The organism is Curtobacterium sp. MCLR17_059 (genome assembly GCF_003234665.1).
GTDB lineage: Bacteria > Actinomycetota > Actinomycetes > Actinomycetales > Microbacteriaceae > Curtobacterium > Curtobacterium flaccumfaciens.
The window spans coordinates 176,141-200,666 of the sequence record NZ_QKSU01000004.1 but is presented as its reverse complement, the minus strand read 5'-3'; the positions used below and the strand labels follow the sequence as shown (position 1 = coordinate 200,666).

The window sequence follows — 24,526 nt, the reverse complement described above, 5'->3', positions numbered from 1 at the left end:
CGCCGGTGGCGAGTGCGGGATCAGTCGTTGTGGGCGCGCGGTGCCGGCCCGGTCGACTCGCGCACGGTCAGGTGGGTGGGCAGGGCGACGGCGCCGGACATGTGCTCCCCGGGCAGTTCGTCGGCGGGCAGGGCGCCGAGCCGTCCGAGCAGCATCCGGATCGCGACCCGGCCGGCCCGCTCGATCGGCGAGGTCATCGTGGTGAGCGGCGGGTTGCAGAAGTCGGCGCCGAAGATGTCGTCGCAGCCCACGATGCTCATGTCCTCGGGGACGCGGACCCCGCGCTCCCGCAGCCGGGCGAGCATCCCGATGGCGATCAGGTCGTTGAAGGCGATGCACGCGGTCGCACCGGCGTGCACGGCGGCGTCGGCGGCCGCGGCGCCGGAGTCGACGAAGGGTGCGTGCGGCCCGACCCGGGCGACGCGGATCCCCAGGCGCTTGGCGACCTGCACGAGCGCGCGCCACCGACGCTCGTTCGACCACGAGCTGTCCGGCCCGGCGACGTACAGGATCTCCCGGTGTCCCAGCGACACCAGGTGCTGCACCGCCTGCTCCACCCCGCCGGGGGTGTCGATGAGCACCGAGGGCACGCCGGTGGGCCGACGGTTCACGACGACCAGGGGGATCCGTTCGGCGAACCGTGCGATCTGCGCGTCGGACAGTCGTGACGCCGTGAGCACGACCCCGTCGGCCTTCGCCCCCACGGCGGTGAGTGCGGCCATCTCGGCGTCGGCGGACTCCTCGGTGTCGACGAGCAGCTGCGTCCAGCCGGCCCCGGCGAGCTGGTGCTGCGTGCCCCGGATGACGTCGAAGTAGAACGGGTTCGTGATGTCGGACACGAGCACGGCGACGGCACGGGTGCGGCCGGACGTCAGCGCCCGGGCCTGCGAGTTGGCGACGTAGCCGAGCTCGCGGGCTGCCCGCTGGATGCGCTCCTGGGTGACGGGGTTGACCCGGTCGGGCAGGGACAGGGCGCGGGAGACGGTGGACGCGGCGACCCCGGTGGCGTCGGCGATGTCGCGGATGGTGACGCGACGTGCGGCACCAGCGGCGGTGCCGGCAGCACCGCCCGTGCGCCCGCCGCCGTCCGTCGAGAGGTCCTTCACGAGGCCGAACGTATTCGCGTCTGGCAACAAGTGGCAACCGGTTGCCGCATGTTGCCAACGGCGGAACAGTGGTGCCACCGAGCAGCGCCGCTCGGAGGAGGTCTCGAGGAGGAAACCCCCGTGAAGACGCGAAGACTGCAAGTCCGCACCATCGTCGGTGCCGTCGCCGTGGTCGCCCTCGCCGCACTGTCCCTGCAGGGATGCGCTGTGGTGAACGGCAGCGGCGACGACCCGAACACCCTCCGCGTGATGATGGGCGCGGACACCACCTACCCCAAGGAACGCAAGCAGTGGCAGCGGGAGACCGCCGCCGAGTTCAAGCGCACGACCGGTGCGGACATCCAGTGGGAGACCTACTCGTCCGCGCAGGAGGAGTTGACCGCGATCCAGACGAGCGTCATCTCCGGGCAGGGCCCCGACGTCTACGCGATCGGCACCACCTTCACCCCGACCGCGTACGCGACCGGTGCCTTCGTCGAGATGGGCACGAAGGAGTGGGACGCGATCGGCGGCAAGGACCAGTTCGACCCCGCGTCGTTCGGCATCTCCGGTCCGAGTGCGTCGAAGCAGATCGGGATCCCGTTCGCCAGCCGTCCGTTCGTGATGGCGGTGAACAAGGACCTGCTCGCCAAGGCGGGGATCACCGACATGCCCACGACGTGGGACGAGCTGACCGCCGATGCGAAGGCCACCACGGGTGACGGTCGCCACGGAATGGCGATCGCCTACGCCGACGGCTTCGACCCCTGGAAGTTCGTGTGGGGGATGGCCCAGAACGCCGGCAACACGATCGTCGACGGTTCGAAGGCCGAGATCGACAGCAAGGCCGTCGAGAACGCGTACCGCACCTACTTCGACTGGGTCACGAAGGACGGTGTCGTCGACCCGGCCGCGATCGGTTGGAACAACGCCCAGGCCCTCGCGCAGTTCACCGAGGGCAAGGCCGCGTTCTTCCCGATGACGACCACCACCGCCATCAACTCCTTCACGGACACCAAGGTCGACGGCAAGTACGAGTTCGCCCTGCTGCCGACCGTCCCGCCGGGGGCGTCCGAGCGGCCGTCCGACGGGATCGAGGCCGCCAGCATCCTGTCCGGCGACAACTGGGTCGTCGCCGACTACGGCACGAAGCAGGAGCTGTCGTTCGCGTTCGTCAAGCAGCTCAGCGCCCCGAAGGCCCAGCTCGAGTACTACGACCTGTTCGGCAACCTGCCGACCAACGCGTCGGCCGCCGCCGACCTTGCAGCCGACAACCCGCAGCTCAAGCCGATCATCGACGCCGGCCGCCTGTCCAAGCCGACCGCGTTCACCGGCGCCTGGTCCGACATCCAGCTCGCCCTGGTCGACGTGGTCGTGCAGTCGATCCCGTCGCTGAAGTCCGGCGAGGTCACCGACGACCAGCTCCGCAAGCGACTGCAGGACGCCCAGAAGGACGCCCAGGCCACCCTCGACCGTCAGAAGAACGGAGGTCTGTGATGACCAGCACGCAGACCAGGCCCCGCACCGACGCGGCGCCGCCCCGGCCGGTCCGCCCGGCCGGCAAGACGCCCCTCTACAAACGCGAGCGCCCGCTGTGGATGCTCCTGCCCGGCGGGGTCCTCATGCTCGCCGTCATCTTGGTGCCGCTCCTGGTGGGCTTCTGGATCGCGATGCTCGACCTCGACCAGTACACGCTCCGCCAGTGGTTCAGTGCCCCGTTCGTCGGGTTCGCGAACTTCACCGAGGCGTTCACGAACTCGCCGCTGCTGCACTCCATCTGGATCTCGGTGTCGCTGTCGGTGCTCGTCACCGCGGTGACCGTGCCGATCGGGGTCGCCGCCGCGATCTCGACGCAGAACCGGTTCCCCGGTCGCGGGCTCGTCCGTTCGATCTACCTGATCCCGTACGTGCTCCCGGCATTCGTCGTCGGCACGTTCTTCCGCACGATGCTCCAGCCGCAGGGGGTCGTGAACTCGATCCTGCACACCGATGTGCTGTGGTTGAACGGCTCGGCGTCGTACTGGGCGCTCGCCGGCGTGATGATCTGGACGAGCTGGCCCTTCGTCTACCTGCTGTCCCTGGCCGGACTGCAGGCCGTGGACAACGAGGTGCACGAGGCCGCCGCGCTCGACGGGGTGACCTGGTGGGCGAAGCTGCGGTACATCATCTTCCCGTACCTGCGCGGACCCCTCAGCCTCGCGGTGATCATCTCGATCCTGCACAACATCAACAACTTCACGCTGCCGTTCGTGCTGTTCGGCATCCCGCTGCCGTCCAGCGTCGAGGTGATGCCCGTCCTGACGTACATCGCGAGCTTCCAGTCGTTCCGCTTCGGCCTGTCCGCCGCGATGGCGATCTGCTCGCTCGTGATCGTCGCGATCCCGCTGTTCGTCTACCTGCGGGCGGTCAAGCTCGACACCGGCGACGACGCCGGCCCCAACCGGAAGCAGCGTCGCGCCGACCGCGCCACGCTCGCCGCCGCCCCGACCGCCGCCGACATCGACGGAGCACGCGCATGACCACCCCGAGCACGTCCTTCAGCACCCGCACCCGCCCCACCGCGACGCTCACCGAGAGCATCACGACCGGCAGCAGCGGCCGACGGAGCAAGCGTCCCTACGACACCGACGTCACCCGGCTGCTGCCGCGCTGGCTGCTCGTCACCGTCATCGCGGTGATCATCGCGTTCATCGCCGTCCCGGTGCTCTACATCCTGTTCGGCTCCGTCAACTCCGACGTCGCCGTCGCCCGTGGCGAGTACTTCCCGTCCGAGTTCACGCTGTCGAACTACGTCGAGATCTGGTCGACGGTCGCCCTCGGCGAGGGACTGGTGAACTCGATGCTCACCGCCGGTGCCGTCGCCGTCGCGAGTGCCGCGCTCGCCGTGTCCACGGCCTACGTGCTCGTCCGGTTCCGGTTCCTCGGGCGGCTGACGATCCTGCGTGGGCTCCTCGCCCTGCAGTCGATCCCCGGCACGCTCCTGCTCCTGCCGGTCTTCGTGGTGTTCTCGAACATCGCCAGCGCCACCGGCGTGCAGATCATCGGCACCCGCTGGGGCCTGTTCGTCACCTACCTGACCTTCGCCCTGCCGTTCTCGACGTGGGTGATGGTCACGTACCTGCGCGGCCTGCCGAAGGAACTCGAGGAAGCGGCGCGCATCGACGGCGCCAGCTCGACGAAGATCCTGACGAAGATCGTCCTCCCGCTGTCGTGGCCCGGCATCGTCGTGTCCGCGATCTTCGCCTTCCTGCTCGGCTGGAACGACGTCCTGTTCTCCACGATCATGACGACCCCGAACACCCGGACGGTCGCCGTGGTCCTGCAGGTGCTCGGCACCACCCAGGAGGGCGGCGCCGTCCCGATCTACGGCCAGATGATGGCCGCCTCGATCGTCTGCGCCGTCCCCGTCGTCGCCCTGTACCTGATCTTCCAGCGCTACCTGGTCGGCGGGCTCACCGCCGGCTCCGTCAAGTAGCGCTGTGCAGTCTGCCGACTTGTCCACAGACTGCCTGGAGGCGCGGTGCCAGCCCGCCCCGCGCCTCCAGTCTGGTCGCATGAAGGGAATGCAATGACCCAGCCCAGTTGGGAACTCTCCGGTTTCGGCGACGAGATCGACGCCGACCCGGTCGTCCAGGTCGCGGTCCTCCAGGCGCTCGGCGCGAGCGCCATCGAGGTCCGCAGCGCCTGGGGCGTCAACGTCGTCGACCTCGACGAGGACCAGCTCGCCGGACTCCACCGGCTGCTCGACGAGCGCGGGCAGACCGTGTCCGCGATCGCCTCGCCGATCGGCAAGGTGCCCGTCGACGAACCCGTCGAGCACGAGGTGTCACGGCTCGCCCGTGCGATCCGTGCCGCGCACGCCCTCGGCACGACGAACATCCGGATCTTCTCGTTCTACTTCGACGGCCGCAGCCCCGACGACGTCCGCGACGACGTCCTCGTCCGGATGCGGGCGCTGGCCGACCTCGCCGAGCGCGAAGGCGTGACGCTGCTGCACGAGAACGAGAAGGACATCTACGGCGACGTCCCCGCGCGGGTGCTCGACATCGTCGAGAGCGTCGGTTCGTCCGCGCTCCGCCTGGCCTGGGACAACGCGAACTACGTGCAGTGCGGCGTCCGGCCCTTCACCGACGGCTGGGAGCAGCTCGCCCCGTACGTCGACTACCTGCAGGTCAAGGACGCCCTCGCCGCCGACTCGTCGGTGGTCCCCGCGGGCGAGGGTGACGGCGAACTGCTCCAGACCCTCACCGCGCTCCGCGACGCCGGCTACTCCGGGTACGCCTCGCTCGAACCGCACCTCAGCGACTTCACCTCCCTCGGCGGGTTCTCCGGCCCCGCGGCCTTCGGTCGTGCCGGCCGGGCCTTCCGCACCCTCACCGACCAGATCGGAGTCACCCTGCGATGACCGAACCCACCAACCCGCTCCGCCTGGCCGTCGTCGGCGCCGGTGTCATCGGACGCCACCACGCCACCGTCGCCGTCCACCACCCCGACCTGCAGGTCGTCGCCCTCGTCGACGCCGTGCCCGAAGCCGCCACGAGCGCAGCCGACGCGATCGAGGCGATGGGCGTCGCCCGCCCGATCACGACGTCCACCATCGAGGAGGCGATCGACCAGACCGACATCGACGTCGTCGCGATCTGCTCGCCGTCCGGCATGCACGTGCAGCTCGCCGAGGCCGCCCTGGCCGCCGGCAAGCACGTCGTCATCGAGAAGCCGCTCGACACCACGATGCCCCGGGCACGGCAGATCGCGGCACTCGCCGCAGCCGCGCGCGACCGCGGGCTCGTCACGAGCGTCATCAGTCAGCACCGCTTCGACCCGGCGTCGGCGGCCGTCGCCCGGGCCGCGCACGACGGCGGGTTCGGCACCGTGACCTCGGGGCTCGCGAGCGTCGCGTGGTACCGGTCGCAGGGGTACTACGACTCCGGTGACTGGCGCGGCACCTGGGCGCTCGACGGCGGCGGCGCGGTGATGAACCAGGGCGTGCACACCGTCGACCTGCTCGTCTGGGCGCTCGGCCGTCCGGTCGAGATCTCGGCCCAGACGGGGCTCCTCGCCCACGACCGGATCGAGGTCGAGGACACCGCCGTCGCCACCGTCCGGTTCGCCGGCGGGGCGCTCGGGGTCGTCCACTGCACGACCGCCGCGTACCCGGGGCTCTCCGCCCGGTACGCCGTGTACGGCACGCACGGCTCCGCCATCGTCGACGACGACCGGCTCGCGTACTTCCACATCGCCCCGGACACCGCCACGCTCGAGTCCGCGTCCACCACGTCGAACGCCACCGCGGTCGCCGGTGCGGTCGACCAGAAGGACCAGGTCGTCCCGCCCGAGCACGTCGTCGGCGGCCCGGCCGAACCCGACCACTTCGCCGCGGGGCACGCTCGGCAGTACACGGACATCGTCGACGCGATCCGGCAGGGACGCGAACCGGGTGTCACCGTCGACGCGGCCCTCGTGTCGCTCGCCACCGTCCGCGGGCTCTACGTCAGCGCGACGCTCGGGCGACCCGTGCGCATCGACGACGTGATCGAGGGAACGTACGACGATGTGGTGCCCGTCGTCGGCACACCCGCCACCGCCAGCGCGACCGAAGGAGCCACCCGATGAAGTTCTCCGTGTTCACCGCCTCGACCCCCGACTGGACCCCGTCCGAAGCCGCCGAGACCCTGGCGGCGCAGGGCTGGGACGGCATCGAGTGGCGCATCGTCGACGACCGCCCGGCCGACGGCACCGAGGTCCCCGCCGAGCGGTCGTTCTGGGCGGGCAACAACTCGACCTGGCAGTACACCGGCATCCGCGACCGGGTCGGCGAGATCGCCCGGGTCACCGACGCCGCCGGGCTCGAGTACTCGGGCATCGGCGGCTACCAGCCGGCCGCCGACCACGACGGTGTCGAGACGATGCTGCGCGTGACCAGCGAACTCGGCGCCCGGCAGGTCCGCGTCACGATGCCGCACTACCGGGCCGAGCGGGAACGCACCGGCGAGACCTACCCGCAGCTCTTCGACCGCACCCGCGCCGATCTCGAGTGGGTCGCGGCGCGTGCGTCGGAGCTCGGCGTGAAGGCACTCGTCGAGCTGCACCACATGACGATCACGCCGTCGGCATCCGCGGCACTGCGACTGATCGACGGTCTCGACCCCGCACACGTCGGCGTCATCCACGACCTCGGCAACCTCGTGATCGAGGGGTACGAGGACCACCTGGCCGCGTTCGAACTGCTCGGGCCGTACCTGGCACACGCCCACGTGAAGAACGCCCGCTGGGTCGACACCGGTGACGCCCGTGCCGACGGCAGTTCGATCTGGCAGCACGAGTGGGCACCCCTGCGCACCGGCCAGGCGTCGGTGTCCGAGTACCTCGACGCGCTCCGCCAGGTCGGGTACGACGGATGGGTCACCATCGAGGACTTCTCCACCGACCTCCCGCTCGAGGCCCGCACCGCCGACAACCTGGCGTACCTCCGCTCCCTCGTACCGGTGTCGGCATGACCGATCGGCGTCCGGGCATCGTCCACCTGGGGGTGGGGGCCTTTGCTCGTGCCCACCTCGCCTGGTACACCGCCCACACCACGGGGGAGCCGTGGGGGATCACCGCCTTCACCGGCCGCTCGCCCGCCGCCGCGGACGCGTTGACCGCGCAGGACTGCCGGTACACGCTCGTCACCCGAGCCGCGTCCGGCGACGGAGCCGAGGTGGTCGACACGATCGTGGCCGCCCACCCGGGCAGCGACGACACGGCTTGGAGGCACGTGGTCGCGTCCCCGGAGACGACCATCGTCACGCTGACGGTCACCGAGCAGGGCTACCGGCCCGGTTCCGACGTGCCCGCGCGGCTGGTCGCGGGGCTCGACGCCCGCCGTGCCGCCGGGTCCGGGCGCATCGCGCTGGTCAGTCTCGACAACCTGACGCACAACGGGGCGGTCCTGCGCGACGCCGTGCTCGACGCCGTCACCGACGACGCCCTGCACGACTGGATCGAGGCGAACGTCACGTTCCCGAGCTCGATGGTCGACCGGATCACCCCGGCCACCACCGACGACGACGTCGGGCGCCTGTCGGAACTGCCGGGTGCGCTCGCCGGCGACCGGGTCCCCGTCGTCACCGAGCCGTTCGCCGAGTGGGCGCTCGAGGACGCTTTCGACGGGATCGACCGACCGGCATGGCAGACGGCCGGCGTCCGGATCGTCGACGACGTCACGCCGTACGAGCAGCGGAAGCTCTGGCTGCTGAACGGCTCGCACTCGCTCCTCGCCTACCTGGGGTTGCAGCTCGGCCACGACACCGTGGCCGAGGCGATGGACGACCCGGTCTGCCGCACCGCCGTCGAGCAGCTCTGGGACGAAGCCGCGCTCGAGCTCCCGCTGCCCGAGGCCGAGGTCACCGACGCCCGCGCGGCCCTGGTCGAGCGGTTCGCCAACCAGCGCATCCGGCACACCCTGCGGCAGATCGCGTCCGGCGGCTCGCAGAAGCTGCCCGTCCGTGTCGTCGACGTCGTGCGGCACCGGCTCGCCCGCGACCCCTCGGCCGGCATCGGCACCGGAGCGGCCACCGCCCTCGCCGCGTGGTGGTTGCACGTCACCGAGCGACCCGACCTGGTGGACGACCCCGGTGCCCCCGGGCCAGACTCGGACGTGCACGACGTCCTGGCCGTCGTCGCGCCCGAACTCGACACCACCCCCGTGGTCGCCGCCGTGACGGCGGCGGCCGACCGCATCCGCACCGCCGCGGCACGCGCCCGCGAACGCTCCAACGGAGGAGTCCACGCATGACCGACACGAACACCACGAACCCCGCGGCCCCGGTCCCCGGCGCCACCGACAGCGGGCCGGCCGAGACCACCGCCGGCCGTCCGGACACCTGGGCCTCGGCGGACCGCGGCCAGCTGATCGAGCGGGCCGAGGTCATCGTGACCAGCCCGAACCGGAACTTCGTGACGCTCAAGCTCACCACGGCCGACGGCGTCACCGGCCTCGGCGACGCCACCCTGAACGGCCGCGAGCTCGCGGTCTCCGCCTACCTGTCCGAGCACGTCGTCCCGCTGCTCGTCGGCCGTGACGCCAGCCGCATCGAGGACGCCTGGCAGTTCCTCTACCGGTCGTCGTACTGGCGCCGTGGTCCGGTCACGATGGCCGCGATCGCCGCCGTCGACATGGCCCTCTGGGACATCAAGGCGAAGGTCGCCGGGATGCCGCTCTACCAGCTGCTCGGCGGGGCATCGCGCACCGGGCTCATGGCGTACGGCCATGCCTCGGGCAAGGAGCTGCCCGAGCTGTTCGACTCCATCCGCGAGCACCAGGAAGAGGGCTACCGCTCGATCCGGGTGCAGACCGGTGTCCCCGGCCTCGAGTCCATCTACGGCATCGCCTCGAACAGGACCACCGAGGGCAACGCCGGCGTCCGCTACGACTTCGAGCCCGCGCAGCGCGGTGCGTACCCGGCGATGGAGGACTGGGACACCCGCGCCTACCTGCGCCACGTGCCCACCGTGTTCGAGGCCGTCCGCAACGAGTTCGGCCCCGAACTGCCGCTGCTGCACGACGGCCACCACCGGATGACCCCGCTGCAGGCCGCCAAGCTCGGCAAGTCGCTCGAGCCCTACGATCTGTTCTGGCTCGAGGACTGCACCCCCGCCGAGAACCAGGAGGCCCTGAAGCTCGTCCGGCAGCACACCACGACGCCGCTGGCGATCGGCGAGGTCTTCAACACCATCTGGGACTTCAAGGACATCATCCGGGACCAGCTCATCGACTACGTCCGCGGTGCCGTCACGCACATGGGTGGCGTCACGCCGCTCAAGAAGACGATGGAGTACGCGGCGCTGTACCAGGTCAAATCCGGCTTCCACGGGCCGACCGACATCTCCCCGGTGGGCCTTGCCGCGCAGATGCACCTCGGGCTCGCGATCCACAACTTCGGCATCCAGGAGTACATGCAGCACGGACCGCAGACCAACCAGGTGTTCCACCAGACGTTCACGTTCACCGACGGCTACCTGCACCCGGGTGACGAGCCGGGCCTCGGGGTCAGCCTCGACGTCGACGAAGCCGGCAAGTACCCCTACGAGCAGGCGTACCTGCCGTTCAACCGCCTGGCCGACGGCACCGTCCACGACTGGTAGTCCCTGGCATCCTGGCTGGCACAGTGGTCGCATGGAGTTCGCCGACGTCGCGAGGGAGCTGCTGCTCGTCGCGCCGCAGGACTTCGTCGCCGAGCGCACCGCACGGCAGCGCGCGGCGCGGAAGGACGACCGTGCCCTCGCGACCGAGATCGGGAAGCTCCGGAAGCCCTCACCGGCCGCCTGGGTGATCGACCTGCTCGCCCACGACGGTGCCCTCGACGACGCCGTCGACCTCGGACCGGCGCTCCGCAAGGCCCAAGCCGACGCCGACCCCGACGCGATCCGGACCCTCCGTCGGCAGCGGACCGAGGTCGTCGACGCCCTCGCACAGGCCGGTGCGGACCTGGCGTCCGACGCCGGACACCCCGTCACCCCGGCGGTGCTCGAGCAGGTCCGGTCGACGATCGAGGCGGCGATGGCGGACCCGCACGCCGGCGCGGCCGTCCGGTCGGGGCTGCTCGTGACGGCGCTCGAGAGCGTGGGGTTCGACGCGGTCGACCTCGACGGGGCGCTCGCGGATCCGGACGCGGTGCCCGATGCCTGGTCCGGCAGCGATGCCCCACCCATCCCCATCTCCCAGGCGAGGGGTGCGCGGAAGGCGAGCCGTGCCTCCAGGCCCGCGCAGCGCGACGCCGCGGAACCGGACGCCGAACCCGAACCGAAGCGCGACCCGGCCGCCGACCGGAAGGTCGCGCGCCAGGCCGAGACCTCCGCGCGCACGGAGTCCCGCGACGCCGACGCAGCACTCGACACCGCCGAGGCCGATCTCGAACAGGCGGAGGAGCGGCGCGCGGAGCTCCAGCGTGCCCTCGAGCAGGCCGAGGCCGAGATCACCCGGCTCGAGGCAGACCGCGACGACGCTGAGGCAGCGAGCGACCGGGCGCGCGACGTCCTCCACGCCGCGCAGGAGCACCGTCGGCAGGTCGGCCGCTGAGCCGTCCGGCGCGACCTCATCACCTCGGATGAAAAGCGGCCGCACGGCTCGGTCCCCGTCCGGCGAGGCCCATACGCTCGCGTCATGACCTCCCTCCTCCGCCGGTACCGGCACCTGCTGGCCCCCGCCGCCGGCGCCGTGTACCTCGTGCTCTGGATCGTCGCCGAAGCCGGACGCGCGGGGCTCGCCGACCACGTCGTCGTGGTGTCGGCCTTCGCCGTCGCCATCGGCCTCGCCGCGTGGATGCCCGCGACCGCGCTCGGACTGGTCGTCGGCATCCCGCTCCTGCAGGCGGCCCGGCTGCTCACCCGGCCGACCGACACGACCTGGCCGGAATACCTGGCGATCGCGATCGTCGTCGGCATCGTCGGCGCCGGTCGGTCCGACCTGCTCCGCTACGTGGCGGTCCCCGTGCTCCTGCTCGCGAGTGCGGCAGCTGCCTGGGCGATGGCGGTCCCGACCGCTGCCGACCAGGACGTCTGGGGCAGCTGGGTGGGGAACTCCGGCGGGACCCGGTCCGACCTCGTCACGATCACCTTCGCGTTCGTCGGGGTCAGCGGTGTCGCCTGGGCGGTCGGCGTGGCCATCGGTGCCGCGTGGCGGATCGGCCTCGCGCGGGTCCGGGTGGTCGAGGCGCAACGCCGCACCGAGGTGACCACCACCGAACTCCGGGCCGAGCAGGACCGCGCGCGGATCGCCCGCGACGTGCACGACTCGCTCGCCCACTCACTGGCCGTCGTCGTGTCCCAGGCCCAGGGTGCCGCGGCCATCGCCGTGCGGGACGAACACGCCGCCCGGGCGCTGCAGGACATCGCCGACGTGAGCCGCTCGGCACTGGGTGACGTCCGGTCCCTGGTGGAACGCATCCAGGCGAGCGACGACGCCGACCGCCACGGGCTGTTCGACGTCCCCGACCTGGTCGAGGACATGCGGGAGCTCGGGATGACCGCGACGTTCGAGGAGCACGGCGCCGGACTCCTGCCCGCGGGCAGTGCCAGCGCGGTGCACCGGATCGTGCAGGAGAGCCTGACGAACGTGCTGAAGCACCAGGGGCGGACAGCGACGGCCCGGGTGGCGCTCGATTGGCGCGGCCCGGGGCTCGGCGTCGTCGTGACGTCACGGGGGACCGAACCCCTCGTCGAGCTCGACGGTGTCGGGTCCGGTGTCGCCGGGATGCAGGAGCGTGCCCGACTGGCCGGCGGCTGGCTGCGTGCCGGTGTCGGCGACACCCCGGACGAGTGGGTCGTCACCGCGTGGCTGCCGACGACCGCCGCCGTGCCGACCACGGCGACGGCGGACACCGACACGGACACCGAGGCCGGCACCGACACCGAGGCCGTCCGGCCGGAGCACGTCCGATGAGCGCCGTCCGCGTCGCCGTCGTCGACGACCAGCGGCTGTTCGCCACCGGGATGCAGATGCTCGTCGACGCCCAGGACGACATGACCTGTGTCGGGACCGCCGGCGACGGTGCCGCCGCCCTCGAGCTCTGCGCCGCCGAGCACCCCGACGTGCTGCTGCTCGACCTGCGGATGCCGATCATGAACGGCATCGAGGCCCTGACGCGGCTCGCTGCCTCGACCCAGGACCGCCCGCGGGTCGTCGCGCTCACGACCATCCGCCGTGACGACGCGGTCCTCGCAGCACTCCGTGCCGGAGCCGCCGCGTTCCTGACGAAGGACGCCCTGCCCGACGTCGTCACCGCGACCATCCGCGACGTGCACGCGGGCCGACCGGCCCCGACCGAAGCCGAGGCGCTGGACCTGCTGCGCGCCCAGGGCACCCCGGCCGTCACCGATCGGCGCGACGAGGTCCTCGACGCGTTGACTGCCCGCGAGCGCGAGGTCTTCCTGCTCGTCGCGAAGGGGCTCAGCAACGCCGAGATCGCCGAGTCGGTCTTCCTGAGCGACGCCACCGTGAAGACCCACGTCCGCGCCGTCCTGACGAAGCTCGGACTCCGGAACCGGATCCAGGTCGTCATCACCGCACACGAACGCGGCCTCGTCCGCGCCTAGGGGGAACCATGCAGATCACGAACCGCGTCGCGAAGACCGGCACCCTCGTCGTCGTCCTCGCCGGACTGGCCACCGCCGTCGTCCACGGCCTGCCCGAGCGTGCCGACGTCGCGGTCGCACCCACCGTCGAACAGGACAGCACGGCGTGGGCGATGCCGCTCGACGCCTTCGTCGCACCGGCCTCGTCGAAGACCACGTACGCGGAGGACCTCGTGGCTGAGCCCTGCCTGCGGAAGGCCGGCATCGACGACCCGGCTCCCTGGGCGACCGCGGCCGGGCTGCAGGCCGACGACGACGCGGCCGACACCGCCGCCCGGGCGAACCCCGCACCCGCACTCGCGACCACCCGGCCCCTCACCACGGCGCTCGCCGAGGCCCGCGGCTACCACGGGCCGTCCGTCGCCGGTGCGAACCAGGAGGGCATGCGGAAGTGGGGGTACGACCCAGACCGCCAGGCCGCGTTCGCCGCGCTCCCGGACGACGTGGCCGCCCGCTGCTGGAAGGCGGCCCGGAAGACGCTCAGCACCACGCTGCGCGGCACCGAGCAGACCGCGTCCGAACTCGCCCAGCGCCTGACGTACCTGGCGGCGCTGGACGCACGCCAGGACGACCCGGTCCGCACGGCCGCGGCCGGGTGGCGCACCTGCATGGCGCCGTCCGGTGTGCCGGACCTGCCGGAGGGTCCGGAGGGCATGCCGACCCCCTCGATGCACGTCAGCGCCCGTGACGGCGACCAGGTCGTCCTGTTCTCGGACGATCCGGGGAAGGCCGAGGTCGCCGTCGCCGAACGGGACGTCGCGTGCCAGGAGTCATCCGGCTACCGCAGCGCGCTGTACGCGGCGGAGTGGGAACGGCTGCTGCACGTCACCGCGACCGACGCGGCCGTGCTCCGGAGGGGTTCGACGCGGCAGCCGCAGGTGGAGGCCCGCCTCGACCGGGTGATCGCGCGGCTCGCGCCGGCGGCACCGACGGACGTCGACTGACGCGGCGGTCGCGGGGAGCGGTCCTGGGGGGAGCGCCCCGCGCCCGCCGCGTGGGGACGACGGACGGGAGGCCCGTGGCAGGACCGCCACGGGCCTCCCGTCCGTCCCGGTGTGCGTCCGGATCGTGACGCGCGACACGCCCGGACAGCCCTGCTAGACTCAGTCCCTGACTTCGGCGAGGGCTGCGTACGCGCGGCCGTGATCGACGCGGTGGGATACCCGGCAAGACCCTGGGATCGTTCCTCACGCGTGCACGCGTTCGAGTTGCAACACCACAGACCCCCACGATGCCGGCACCCCGGCGTCGTCCCCGACACCAGGAGGCACCATGGCCGACTACACCAAGCTCGCAGCGGAAGTCCGCACCAAGTTCGGCAAGGGCGCTGCTCGCAAGCTCCGCGCGGCCGACAAGATCCCCGCGGTCGTCTACGGCCACGGCACCGAGCCGAAGCACATCTCGCTGCCCGGTCACGAGACCATGCTGCTCGTCCGTACCGCCAACGCGGTCGTCGACCTCGACATCGAGGGCGCTGCGCAGCTCGCCCTCGTCAAGGACGTCCAGCGTGACCCGGTGCGCCAGATCATCGAGCACATCGACCTCGTGGTCCTCCGCCGCGGCGAGAAGGTCACGGTCGACGTGCCCGTCGTCATCGAGGGCGAGTCCTTCTCCGGCACCATCCACGTGCAGGACCTCAACACGATCTCGCTGCTCGTGCTCGCCACCGACATCCCGGAGCACGTCTCCGTGAACGTCGAGGGCCTCGAGGACGGCGTGCAGATCCACGCCGCGCAGCTCGAGCTCCCCGAGGGCGCCGAGCTCGAGACCGACCCCGAGGCGCTGGTCGTCGCGATCGTCACCCCGCGTGGCACCGCTGACGACGACGCTGCGGACGAGGCCTCGGCCGAGGCCGGCGCCGAGTCGGGTGCCGAGGGCGCCGCGGACTCCGAGTAACACCCCTTCGAAGACATCTGGTCGACGCTGTGACACTGCGCTCATGAACGGCAGCAGCATCCTCGTGGTGGTCGGGCTCGGGAACCCCGGGCCCGACTACGCCGGCAACCGCCACAACGTCGGCCAGATGGTCCTCGACGAACTCGCCTCCCGCATGGGAGCGACGTTCAAGAAGCACAAGACGCCGAACCAGGTCGCCGAGGGGCGCCTGGTGCCCGGCGGCACCCGACTCGTGCTGGCGAAGCCCGGGTCGTTCATGAACACCTCGGGCGGACCGGTCTCCTCGGTGCTCGGGTTCTACAGCGCCACCCCGGCCGACCTCGTCGTCGTGCACGACGAGCTCGACCTGCCGTTCGACACCGTCCGCCTGAAGGGCAGTGGCGGGCACGGTGGGCACAACGGGCTGCGCGACATCATCAAGGCCACCGGGACGAACGAGTTCATGCGCGTCCGGGTCGGCATCGGGCGTCCGCCCGGTCGGCAGGACCCGGCCGACTACGTGCTGCGTGACTTCTCCGCAGCCGAGAAGAAGACGCTGCCGATCCTGCTGGCCGACGCCGCCGACGCGGTACAGGCGATCGCCGAGGTCGGGCTGCTCGCCGCACAGCAGCGCGTGCACGCTCCGTCCTGAGCGCTCCGTGCCGGGCGTCGGCGCTGTTCGCCCGTCGCGCACGTCGCGGCCGGTGTCGGTGGCGGCCGGTACCATCTCCTGAGTGACGATCTCGGGCATCATCCCTGCGCTCTCGCGCGCCTCCGCCTTCGATCGCGTGCTGCGCGCCGCACCGCGCGACGCCGACTTCTCCGTCGTGGACGGCCTGCGCGTGCCGCTGCTCGGCGCGCTGCTCGCCGAGCGCAACGGTCCGCAGTGCGTCCTCGTCATCACGGCGACCGGGCGTGAAGCCGAGGCGGTCCGCGAAGCGTTCGGCAGCTACGTCCCCGATGCCGACGTGCTCGAGTTCCCGGCGTGGGAGACCCTGCCGCACGAACGCCTCAGCCCGAGTGCCCAGACGGTCGGTACCCGCATCGCGACGCTCCGGAAGCTCGCGGCGTGGCAGGCGGCGGACCCGGCCGAGCGTCGCCAGACCATCGTCGTCGCGAGCGTCCGCGCCGCGCTGCAGCCGATCGCGAGCAACCTGACGTCCCTGGCGCCGGTGGTGCTGCGGACCGACTCGCGGGGCAACGACTTGGCTGCGATCGCGTCCCAGCTGGTGGACCTCGCCTACTCGCGTGTCGACCTCGTCACACGCCGTGGTGAGTTCGCGGTGCGCGGTGGCATCCTCGACGTCTTCCCGCCGACGGCCGACCACCCGGCACGCGTCGACTTCTTCGGCGACGAGATCGAGGCGATCAAGGCGTTCTCCGTCGCCGACCAGCGCACGACCGAGGACGACCTCGGCTCGGTCGAGCTGACCGCCTCGCGCGAACTCCTGCTCAGCGACGAAGTCCGGCAGCGGGCGCGCGAGATGCTGCACGAGTTCCCGAACCTGTCGCAGATGCTCGCGAAGATCGCCGAGGGCATCCCGGTCGAGGGCATGGAGTCCCTCGCCCCGGCGCTCGTGCAGGACCTCGTGCCGATGACCTCCTACCTGCCGGACGACGCCACCATCGCGGTGTTCTCGCCCGAGCGGGTGAACGGCCGGGCGAACAGCCTCGCCGAGACGAACACCGAGTTCCTGCAGGCGGCCTGGAGCGCAGCGGTCGCCGGAGCCCAGGCCCCGATCGACCTCGACGCCGGCAACTTCCTGACCGTGCAGCAGCTCAAGAACACCCGGGGGCAGCGCACCTGGTGGACGGTGTCGCCGTTCGACTCCGGCCTCGACGAAGGGGACACCGAGCGTGTCCTCACCGACGCCGAGGCCGCTGCCGAGGCCGGCGAGTACATCCGCGTCCGGGCCGAGGCCGTCCCGAGCTTCGCCGGCAGCGCCGACGGGGCGATCGCGCACGTCAAGTCGCTGACCGACGACGGGTGGGCCGTGGTGGTGACCGCGCAGGGCCAGGGCCTCGTCGAGCGTGCGGTGCAGGTGCTCGCCGACGCCGGGGTCGCCGCCCGTGCCGCAGTAGTCGACGCGCCGCCGGAGCCGGGGTTCGCCGTCGTGACGACCGCGACCGTCGAGCACGGCTTCGCCATCCCCGACCCCCGCATCGCGGTCCTGAGCGAGGCGGAGTTCTACGGCCGCAGTGTCCAGCAGGGCGCCCGCACCGTCAAGAAGCTCGCGAGCCGCCGCAAGAACGTCGTCGACCCGCTGCAGCTCAAGCCGGGCGACGTCGTCGTGCACGCGACCCACGGCATCGGCAAGTTCGTCGAGCTCGTCAGCCGCGAGGTCTCCAGCGGTGGCCGGAACGCCGTGAAGACGCAGCGCGAGTACCTCGTGCTCGAGTACGCGCCGTCGAAGCGCAACTACCCGGGCGACAAGCTCTTCGTGCCGACCGACCAGCTCGACCAGCTGTCGCGCTACGTCGGTGGCGAGTCCCCGACCCTGTCGAAGATGGGCGGCTCGGACTGGTCCGCCGCCAAGTCGAAGGCCCGCAAGGCCGTCCGCGACATCGCCGTCGACCTGGTCAAGCTCTACTCGGCGCGCATGGCGTCGAAGGGGCACGCGTTCGGTCCGGACACCCCGTGGCAGCGCGAGCTGGAAGAGGCGTTCCCGTTCGCCGAGACCGCCGACCAGCTCACCACGATCGACGAGATCAAGCGCGACATGGAACGCCCGATCCCGATGGACCGCCTGCTGTCCGGCGACGTCGGCTACGGCAAGACCGAGGTCGCGATCCGTGCCGCGTTCAAGGCCGTGCAGGACGGCAAGCAGGTCGTCATGCTCGTCCCGACGACCCTGCTCGTCCGCCAGCACATGGAGACGTTCCAGGAGCGCTTCGCCGGGTTCCCCGTCCACCTGCGCGCCCTGAGCCGCTTCCAGACCGAGAAGGAGTCGAAGGAGACCATCGCCGGGCTCGCCGACGGCACGGTCGACATCGTCATCGCGACCCACCGGATCCTGTCGCAGGGCATCACCTTCAAGGACGTCGGGCTCGTCATCATCGACGAGGAACAGCGGTTCGGCGTCGAGCACAAGGACCAGCTCAAGAAGTTCAAGACGAACGTCGACGTCCTGGCGATGTCGGCGACCCCGATCCCGCGCTCGCTCGAGATGGCGGTCACGGGCATCCGCGAGATGTCGACCCTCGCCACCCCGCCCGAGGACCGCCACCCGATCCTGACCTTCGTCGGCCCGCAGTCCGACCTGCAGGTGGCGGCGGCGATCCGCCGCGAGCTGCTGCGCGAGGGCCAGGTGTTCTACGTGCACAACCGCGTGAAGGACATCCAGTCGGTCGCCGCGCACCTGGCCGAGATCGTGCCGGACGCGCGCATCGCCGTGGCGCACGGGCAGATGTCGGAGACCGCCCTCGAGCAGGTCATGGTCGACTTCTGGGAGCGCCGCTTCGACGTCCTCGTCTCGACGACGATCATCGAGACCGGTCTGGACATCGCCAACGCGAACACGCTGATCATCGACAAGGCGGACAAGTACGGCCTGTCGCAGCTGCACCAGCTGCGCGGTCGTGTCGGCCGTGGGCGGGAGCGCGGGTACGCGTACTTCCTCTACGACTCAGACAAGCCCCTGTCCGAGACCGCACAGGACCGCCTCGAGACCATCGCCGCGAACAACGAGCTCGGCGCGGGCATGCAGGTCGCCATGAAGGACCTCGAGATCCGCGGGGCCGGCAACCTGCTCGGCGGGGAGCAGTCCGGCCACATCGCGGGCGTCGGGTTCGACCTGTACCTGCGGATGATCGGCGAGGCGGTGTCGCAGTTCCGTGGCGACGTCGCCGAGGGGCAGACCGAGCTCCGGCTCGAGATCCCCGTCGACGCGCACATCCCCGAGGACTACGTCGAGTCCGAGCGACTCCGGCTCGAGGCGTACCAGAAGCTCTCGGCGGCCTCGGCCCCGATGGCCCAGCCGAACGCGATCGACATGGTGCTCGACGAGCTCACCGACCGCTACGGGCAGCCGCCGCAGGCTGTTCAGACCCTGGTCGAGGTCTCCCGCCTCCGTCGCATGGCGCAGCAGGTCGGCCTGTCCGACGTCGTGGTGATGGGCTCGAACCTGCGGGTCGCCGGCAAGGAGCTCGCCGACTCGTCGCAGGTGCGCCTGAAGCGCATGTTCCCGGGCGCGCGCTGGTTCCCGCAGCAGAACGCGACGAGCATCCCGATGCCGCGTCCGCACGACCAGGCGCTGCCGGACGACGCCCTCATCCAGTGGGTGGAGAGCATCCTCACCGCCGTGTACGGCGCGACGACCCCCGCAGAGGCACCGGCCGCGTAGACGCGAGCGCCGACGGACTGGAGGCACGGTGCGGGCCCGCACCGTGCCTCCAGGCCGTCATCGGCCACGTCCACGGCGCGCACGCCGTCAGCGACGATCCACGCGTCGAACGACGCGTGGCCTGTCGTGGAACGGGTGCGAACCGCGGGCCGCGAGCCGCTACTCGGTGTCCTCGGCCTCGGACAGCTCGCGGCGCGCGCGGTACGCCCGCGCCCGCAGGGTGACGACGACCGCCGACGCGACGATGGCGATGCCCGAGCCGACGAGCACGGCGAGGACGCCCTCGTCGAGGATCTCCTCGTTGCGGGCGAACGCCAGCTCGTTCATGAGCAGCGACACCGTGAACCCGATGCCGCCGAGCACGCCGACGGTGATGATCGAGAAGAACGACAGCGACGAGCGGCCGGGCGAGCGGAAGATCCGCGTGGCGATCGTGCCGAACAGCGTGATGCCGATGACCTTGCCGACCGGCAGGGCGAGGACGACCGCCCAGAACGTGGGGGAGAGCTCGCTGATGCCGACCGAGGGGATGATGACGGCGGCCGACGCGAACGCGAACACCGGCAGGACGATGGCGTTCGACCACGGCTCGACGTTCTCGTGCAGGGTGTGGCCCGGGCGGCGGGGCAGCACGAGCCCGAGGGCGACGCCGGCGATGGTGGCGTGCACACCGGAGTGGTAGACGAGCCACCATGTCAGGAGTCCGACGACGACCATCGCCACGATGATGAACGTCTGCCCGCTGCGCCCCGGACGGAGCATCCGGCCGAGCAGCCAGAACACCGCGAGGGTGACGACAGCGCCCGCGAGGGCCAGGAAGTCGGTGTCGTGGGCGAACACCACGGCGATGATGATGATCGCGATGAGGTCGTCGAGCACGGCCAGCGCGAGCAGGAACACCCGGATGCCGCTCGGCAGCCCGCGACCGAACATGGCGAGCACCCCGAGCGCGAACGCGATGTCCGTCGCCGTCGGGATCGGCCAGCCGTGCGTGTACTGCGTGCCCGCGGTGACGAGCAGGAAGATGCCGGCCGGGACGAGCACGCCACCGACCGCGGCGATGGCGGGGATGATCGCGGTCTTGGGGTTCGACAGCTCGCCGTCGACGAGTTCCTGCTTCAGCTCGATCGCGACGAGCAGGAAGAAGACCGCGAGCAAACCGTCGCTGATCCAGTGCGCGATCGACAGGTCGAGGCCCAGGGCCCCGAGCGGCAGGTGCGCGTCGAGCAGCCGTTCGAGGCCGGGGCCGATCGGGGAGTTCGCCACGACCAGGCCGAGCACGGCGGCGGTGAGGAGCGCGATGGCGCTGAAGCGGGGGGAGCGGACGAGGGACGACATGGATCTCCGTCTCGAGGGGTCGGGTGAGTGTCCGTCGACCAGACTTCCCGACACACCACGACCAGTCTACGCGGGTGGCACGATGACGTGATGACCGCCGTACCGGACCTCGTGACCGTCGTCGACCGCCTGCTCGCCGAGGACGGCGGGTGCGTCTGGAACCGGGCGCAGACCCACGCCTCGCTCGCCCGTTACGCCGTCGAGGAGTCGTACGAACTCGTCGACGCGATCGACGACGGCGACCCGGACGATGTCCGCGAGGAACTCGGCGACCTGCTCTACCAGGTGGTCCTGCACGCGGGGATCGCTGCCCGCGCGGGGGACTTCACCCTCGAGGACGTCGCCGCCGGGGTCCGGGACAAGATGACCAGGCGGCACCCGCACGTGTTCGGCGACGAGACGGCGGACACCGTCGAGGACGTCGTGCGGGTCTGGCGTGCGGCCAAGGCGGCCGAGAAGGCGAGTCGGCGGAGTGCGTTCGACGGGGTGCCGCGGGCGATGCCGCCGCTGGAGCGCGCGGTGAAGCTGCTGGAACGCCTGGAGGAACGTGGGGACGCCGACGCGGTCGTCGCGTCCGTCGTCGGGGCCGGTTCCGGCGTCGGCCCGGAGGCCCGTGGTGCGTCCGCCGCGTCCGCCGCGCCCGCCGCGCCCGCCGCGCCCGCCGCGCCCGCCGCGCCCGCTGCGGACGACGGGGTGGGGACCGTCGACGCCGAGTGGGGGCGGGCGGTGCTCGGGGAGGTCGCGGCTGCGGCAGGACGCGGGGTGGACCCGGTCGCGAGTCTGCGGGCCGCGGTGTCGGCGCTCGAGGAGGCCGGTCGCGCCGTGGAGTGATCCCCGGTCGTGAGAACGGGCGCCCTCCCAACCCGAAAAAGAGAGGGCGCCCGTGAGCGGGCGTCGGCTCCACCAGGGAGAGGGGCCGACAGGGAAGCCCGCTCGAACCGCGGGACGCACTGCAGCACGTCGCCCCGCGAATCGGTCCGGAGCATGGATCAGGCACGATCCGGACCGAGGTTCTGCATGCAGTATGCCAGTGGGTCGGCAGGCGCGCAAGCCGGAGACGCCCGTCTGCCAGAATTGACCGCATGGCAACGACCGTGACGGCACCCCGTGGCATGCGTGACTTCCTCCCGGCGGACAAGGCCCGGCGCGAGCACGTGCTCGGTGTCGTGCGGGACGTCTACTCGCGGCACGGTTTCGACGAGATCGAGACCCCGGTGGTGGAGGACGCCGCGCGGCTGCACTCCGGGCTCGGCGGCGACAACGAGAAGCTGGCGTTCGCGGTGATGAAGCGCGGCCTCACCACCGAGGACCTGCAGGCGGCCGAAGCGCCGCTGGACCTCGCCGACCTCGGTCTCCGGTTCGACCTGACGGTCCCGCTGGCCCGGTTCTACGCCTCGCACCGTGCGGAGCTGCCGTCGGTGTTCCGGTCCGTGCAGATCGCGCCGGTCTGGCGTGCCGAGCGCCCGCAGAAGGGCCGCTACCGCCAGTTCGTGCAGTGCGACATCGACATCCTGGGGGAGCCCGGGCAGCTCGCCGAGATCGAGCTCATCCGCGCGACGACCGCGGCCCTCGACGCCCTCGGGGTCCGCGGCACGACGATCCGGATCAACGACCGCCGGATCCTGCTCGCGCTCCTCGCGTCGTGGGGGATCACCGAGCCCGCCGCCGACCGCGCGCTCATCACGATCGACAAGCTCGACAAGATCGGTGCGGACGGCGTCGCGGCGGAACTCCGCAGCACCGTGGGCGCCGACCTGCCCGGGCTCGAGGACACCATGCGTGCGCTCGAGGCCGCCGACTGGACGTCGGTCGAGGGGGCGCCGTGGCTCGACGCCGAGGCCTTCGCCGACCTGCTCCGCCTGCGCGAGGCGCTCCCAGGGGTGGATCTGCGCTTCGACCCGACGCTCGTGCGCGGCATGGGCTACTACACGGGCACGATCTTCGAGGTCGCGCACCCCGACTTCGGCTACAGCCTCGGTGGCGGCGGCCGGTACGACGGCATGATCGGCCGGTTCCTCGGGCAGGACGTCCCCGCGGTCGGGTTCTCGCTCGGGTTCGAGCGGCTCGTCGACCTCGTGACCCTCCCGGAGTCCGCCGAGGCCGACGCCGTCGTGCTCGTGTACGACAAGGACGTCGACCCGGTCCGGCTCGCCGCGCTGAAGACCGAGGCGCTGGCGTCCCACCGACGCGTCCGGCTCGAGCGCCGCACGAAGAACACCAAGAACCTGCTCGCCGGCCTCGCCGCCCAGGGCTTCACGGCGTTCGCGACCGTCTCGGCGGACACCGCGTCGCTCGAGGGCGTCGAGTTCCGCCCGCTCGACTGAGCACCCAGTCCTCGTTCCAGCACGGACTCGTCGACAGCGGGGCGTCACGGCCGACGTCGTGTTCACCTCCGCTCGCTAGGATCGACACCGCAATCACCACAACCAATGTGTAGGGAGTACCCCGTGGCCCTGATCGATGCCGTAGGCGCACGCGAAGTCCTCGATTCCCGAGGCAACCCGACGGTCGAGGTCGAGGTCCTCCTCGACGACGGCGTCGTGTCCCGCGCGCTCGTCCCGTCCGGTGCATCCACCGGCGCGTTCGAGGCGTACGAGCTGCGCGACGGCGACGCCTCGCGCTACGGCGGCAAGGGCGTCCTCAAGGCCGTCGACGCCGTCCTCGACGAGATCGGCCCGGCGCTCGAGGGCTTCGACGCCACCGACCAGCGCCTCGTCGACGCCGCGCTCATCGAGCTCGACGGCACCGAGAACAAGTCCCGCCTCGGCGCGAACGCGATCCTCGGCGCCTCGCTCGCCGTGGCCCGTGCCGCAGCCGACTCGGTCGACCTGCCGCTCTTCCGCTACCTCGGCGGCCCGAACGCGCACACGCTGCCCGTCCCGCTGATGAACGTCGTCAACGGTGGTGCCCACGCGGACACCAACGTCGACATCCAGGAGTTCTTCCTGGTGCCCTACGGCGCCGAGTCCTTCTCCGAGGCACTCCGCTGGGGCGTCGAGACCTACCACGCCCTCAAGGGCGAGCTGAAGAAGCAGGGCCTGGCCACCGGCCTCGGCGACGAGGGCGGCTTCGCGCCGGAGCTCGCGTCGAACCGCGCCGCGCTCGACTTCCTGCTCACCGCGATCGAGAAGGCTGGCTACACGCCCGGCAAGGACATCGCCGTCGGCCTCGACGTCGCGTCCACCGAGTTCTTCTCGGACGGCAAGTACCAGTTCGAGGGCAAGCAGCTCTCGAGCCAGGAGTTCACCTCCTACTTCGCCGAGCTCGTCGCGAACTACCCCCTCGTCACCATCGAGGACCCGCTGGCCGAGGACGACTGGGAGGGCTGGTCGCACCTGACCGCCGAGCTCGGCGACAAGGTCCAGATCGTCGGCGACGACCTGTTCGTCACCAACCCGAAGCGTCTGCAGCGGGGTATCGACGAGAAGGCCGCGAACTCGATCCTCGTCAAGGTCAACCAGATCGGCACGCTCACCGAGACCCTCGACGCGGTCTCGCTCGCGCACCGCCACGGCCTGACCTCGATCCTGTCGCACCGCTCCGGCGAGACCGAGGACACCACGATCGCGGACATCGCGGTCGCGGTCGACGGTGGTCAGATCAAGACCGGCGCCCCGGCCCGCTCGGACCGCGTCGCGAAGTACAACCAGCTGCTCCGCATCGAGGAAGAGCTCGGCGACGCCGCGGTGTACGCCGGTCGCTCGGCCTTCCCGCGCGCCGCGTCGCTGTAACCAGCCGCTCAGCAGTACCCGCACCACCGAGACGCCGTCC

Annotated in this window: 20 protein-coding genes; 18 read left to right on the top strand and 2 right to left on the bottom strand. The window is 71.4% G+C overall.

Translation table 11 applies throughout. The annotated features are described in order from the left end of the window. Window positions 1–20 precede the first annotated feature (20 nt). The gene (locus DEJ12_RS08180; RefSeq protein WP_181433143.1) at window positions 21–1,106 is read right to left on the bottom strand and encodes a LacI family DNA-binding transcriptional regulator; all 1,086 of its coding nucleotides are present in this window, start codon (window positions 1,104–1,106) and stop codon (window positions 21–23) included. Between the two features lie 120 nt (window positions 1,107–1,226). Here DEJ12_RS08180 and DEJ12_RS08175 point away from each other — a divergent pair, with 120 nt between their 5' ends. The 15 genes from DEJ12_RS08175 to mfd all read left to right on the top strand — a co-directional run bounded on the left by DEJ12_RS08175 (window position 1,227) and on the right by mfd (window position 19,417). Next, window positions 1,227–2,582 carry an ABC transporter substrate-binding protein gene (locus DEJ12_RS08175; protein WP_181433142.1) on the top strand — a complete coding sequence of 452 codons (1,356 nt, stop codon included), beginning with the start codon at window positions 1,227–1,229 and terminating at the stop codon, window positions 2,580–2,582. Beyond that, window positions 2,582–3,604 carry a carbohydrate ABC transporter permease gene (locus DEJ12_RS08170; RefSeq protein ID WP_111029611.1) on the top strand — a complete coding sequence of 341 codons (1,023 nt, stop codon included), beginning with the start codon at window positions 2,582–2,584 and terminating at the stop codon, window positions 3,602–3,604. The genes DEJ12_RS08175 and DEJ12_RS08170 overlap by 1 nt, the downstream gene beginning before the upstream one ends. Beyond that, a complete protein-coding gene (locus tag DEJ12_RS08165) occupies window positions 3,601–4,560 on the top strand; it encodes a carbohydrate ABC transporter permease (RefSeq protein ID WP_181433141.1) in 960 nt (319 codons plus the stop codon). Before DEJ12_RS08170 ends, DEJ12_RS08165 begins: the two co-directional genes overlap by 4 nt. Window positions 4,561–4,653: 93 nt before the next feature. Further along, window positions 4,654–5,490, top strand: coding sequence for a sugar phosphate isomerase/epimerase (locus DEJ12_RS08160; RefSeq protein WP_111029610.1), 837 nt, complete (start codon window positions 4,654–4,656; stop codon window positions 5,488–5,490). After that, a complete protein-coding gene (locus tag DEJ12_RS08155; protein ID WP_111029609.1) occupies window positions 5,487–6,698 on the top strand; it encodes a Gfo/Idh/MocA family protein in 1,212 nt (403 codons plus the stop codon). Before DEJ12_RS08160 ends, DEJ12_RS08155 begins: the two co-directional genes overlap by 4 nt. Then, window positions 6,695–7,582 (top strand): sugar phosphate isomerase/epimerase, encoded by an 888-nt coding sequence (locus DEJ12_RS08150; RefSeq protein WP_111029608.1) that lies wholly within the window; start codon window positions 6,695–6,697, stop codon window positions 7,580–7,582. The genes DEJ12_RS08155 and DEJ12_RS08150 overlap by 4 nt, the downstream gene beginning before the upstream one ends. Beyond that, complete coding sequence (locus DEJ12_RS08145) at window positions 7,579–8,862, top strand: mannitol dehydrogenase family protein (RefSeq protein ID WP_111029607.1); 1,284 nt, start codon at window positions 7,579–7,581, stop codon at window positions 8,860–8,862. The genes DEJ12_RS08150 and DEJ12_RS08145 overlap by 4 nt, the downstream gene beginning before the upstream one ends. Further along, complete coding sequence (manD, locus tag DEJ12_RS08140; protein WP_246521547.1) at window positions 8,859–10,211, top strand: D-mannonate dehydratase ManD; 1,353 nt, start codon at window positions 8,859–8,861, stop codon at window positions 10,209–10,211. The genes DEJ12_RS08145 and manD overlap by 4 nt, the downstream gene beginning before the upstream one ends. A 31-nt stretch (window positions 10,212–10,242) precedes the next feature. After that, on the top strand, window positions 10,243–11,145 hold the full coding sequence (locus DEJ12_RS08135; RefSeq protein WP_111029606.1) for a hypothetical protein: 903 nt from the start codon (window positions 10,243–10,245) through the stop codon (window positions 11,143–11,145). 84 nt (window positions 11,146–11,229) lie between these two features. Further along, entirely contained in the window at window positions 11,230–12,507 is a 1,278-nt protein-coding gene (locus DEJ12_RS08130) for a sensor histidine kinase (protein WP_111029605.1), read from the top strand. Beyond that, the gene (locus tag DEJ12_RS08125) at window positions 12,504–13,160 is read left to right on the top strand and encodes a response regulator transcription factor (RefSeq protein WP_111029604.1); all 657 of its coding nucleotides are present in this window, start codon (window positions 12,504–12,506) and stop codon (window positions 13,158–13,160) included. Before DEJ12_RS08130 ends, DEJ12_RS08125 begins: the two co-directional genes overlap by 4 nt. A gap of 8 nt (window positions 13,161–13,168) precedes the next feature. Further along, on the top strand, window positions 13,169–14,143 hold the full coding sequence (locus DEJ12_RS08120) for a hypothetical protein (RefSeq protein ID WP_111029603.1): 975 nt from the start codon (window positions 13,169–13,171) through the stop codon (window positions 14,141–14,143). 328 nt (window positions 14,144–14,471) lie between these two features. Beyond that, on the top strand, window positions 14,472–15,095 hold the full coding sequence (locus DEJ12_RS08115; RefSeq protein WP_071405234.1) for a 50S ribosomal protein L25/general stress protein Ctc: 624 nt from the start codon (window positions 14,472–14,474) through the stop codon (window positions 15,093–15,095). A gap of 43 nt (window positions 15,096–15,138) precedes the next feature. After that, window positions 15,139–15,726 (top strand): aminoacyl-tRNA hydrolase, encoded by a 588-nt coding sequence (gene pth / locus DEJ12_RS08110; protein ID WP_111029602.1) that lies wholly within the window; start codon window positions 15,139–15,141, stop codon window positions 15,724–15,726. Between the two features lie 82 nt (window positions 15,727–15,808). After that, the gene (gene mfd / locus DEJ12_RS08105) at window positions 15,809–19,417 is read left to right on the top strand and encodes a transcription-repair coupling factor (protein WP_111029601.1); all 3,609 of its coding nucleotides are present in this window, start codon (window positions 15,809–15,811) and stop codon (window positions 19,415–19,417) included. Between the two features lie 159 nt (window positions 19,418–19,576). Here the strand turns inward: mfd and nhaA are convergent, their stop codons facing one another. Next, a complete protein-coding gene (gene nhaA, locus DEJ12_RS08100) occupies window positions 19,577–20,755 on the bottom strand; it encodes a Na+/H+ antiporter NhaA (RefSeq protein ID WP_071406115.1) in 1,179 nt (392 codons plus the stop codon). A 90-nt stretch (window positions 20,756–20,845) separates the two neighbouring features. On the opposite strand from nhaA, the gene DEJ12_RS08095 reads away from it, so the two are divergent. The 3 genes from DEJ12_RS08095 to eno all read left to right on the top strand — a co-directional run bounded on the left by DEJ12_RS08095 (window position 20,846) and on the right by eno (window position 24,486). Beyond that, window positions 20,846–21,586 (top strand): MazG family protein, encoded by a 741-nt coding sequence (locus tag DEJ12_RS08095; RefSeq protein WP_111029600.1) that lies wholly within the window; start codon window positions 20,846–20,848, stop codon window positions 21,584–21,586. Window positions 21,587–21,837: 251 nt separating this feature from the next. Next, complete coding sequence (gene hisS, locus DEJ12_RS08090) at window positions 21,838–23,079, top strand: histidine--tRNA ligase (protein ID WP_111029599.1); 1,242 nt, start codon at window positions 21,838–21,840, stop codon at window positions 23,077–23,079. A gap of 123 nt (window positions 23,080–23,202) precedes the next feature. Then, window positions 23,203–24,486, top strand: a complete 1,284-nt coding sequence (eno, locus tag DEJ12_RS08085; RefSeq protein WP_027464494.1) for a phosphopyruvate hydratase — start codon at window positions 23,203–23,205, stop codon at window positions 24,484–24,486. Window positions 24,487–24,526: the final 40 nt, after the last annotated feature.

Coding starts and splice junctions, on each gene's coding strand:
- DEJ12_RS08170 (WP_111029611.1), top strand. CDS start 2,582: ATGACCAGCACGCAGACCAGGCCCCGCACCGACGCGGCGCCGCCCCGG.
- DEJ12_RS08165 (WP_181433141.1), top strand. CDS start 3,601: ATGACCACCCCGAGCACGTCCTTCAGCACCCGCACCCGCCCCACCGCG.
- DEJ12_RS08160 (WP_111029610.1), top strand. CDS start 4,654: ATGACCCAGCCCAGTTGGGAACTCTCCGGTTTCGGCGACGAGATCGAC.
- DEJ12_RS08155 (WP_111029609.1), top strand. CDS start 5,487: ATGACCGAACCCACCAACCCGCTCCGCCTGGCCGTCGTCGGCGCCGGT.
- DEJ12_RS08150 (WP_111029608.1), top strand. CDS start 6,695: ATGAAGTTCTCCGTGTTCACCGCCTCGACCCCCGACTGGACCCCGTCC.
- DEJ12_RS08145 (WP_111029607.1), top strand. CDS start 7,579: ATGACCGATCGGCGTCCGGGCATCGTCCACCTGGGGGTGGGGGCCTTT.
- manD (WP_246521547.1), top strand. CDS start 8,859: ATGACCGACACGAACACCACGAACCCCGCGGCCCCGGTCCCCGGCGCC.
- DEJ12_RS08135 (WP_111029606.1), top strand. CDS start 10,243: ATGGAGTTCGCCGACGTCGCGAGGGAGCTGCTGCTCGTCGCGCCGCAG.
- DEJ12_RS08130 (WP_111029605.1), top strand. CDS start 11,230: ATGACCTCCCTCCTCCGCCGGTACCGGCACCTGCTGGCCCCCGCCGCC.
- DEJ12_RS08125 (WP_111029604.1), top strand. CDS start 12,504: ATGAGCGCCGTCCGCGTCGCCGTCGTCGACGACCAGCGGCTGTTCGCC.
- DEJ12_RS08120 (WP_111029603.1), top strand. CDS start 13,169: ATGCAGATCACGAACCGCGTCGCGAAGACCGGCACCCTCGTCGTCGTC.
- DEJ12_RS08115 (WP_071405234.1), top strand. CDS start 14,472: ATGGCCGACTACACCAAGCTCGCAGCGGAAGTCCGCACCAAGTTCGGC.
- pth (WP_111029602.1), top strand. CDS start 15,139: ATGAACGGCAGCAGCATCCTCGTGGTGGTCGGGCTCGGGAACCCCGGG.
- nhaA (WP_071406115.1), bottom strand. CDS start 20,755: ATGTCGTCCCTCGTCCGCTCCCCCCGCTTCAGCGCCATCGCGCTCCTC.
- DEJ12_RS08095 (WP_111029600.1), top strand. CDS start 20,846: ATGACCGCCGTACCGGACCTCGTGACCGTCGTCGACCGCCTGCTCGCC.
- hisS (WP_111029599.1), top strand. CDS start 21,838: ATGGCAACGACCGTGACGGCACCCCGTGGCATGCGTGACTTCCTCCCG.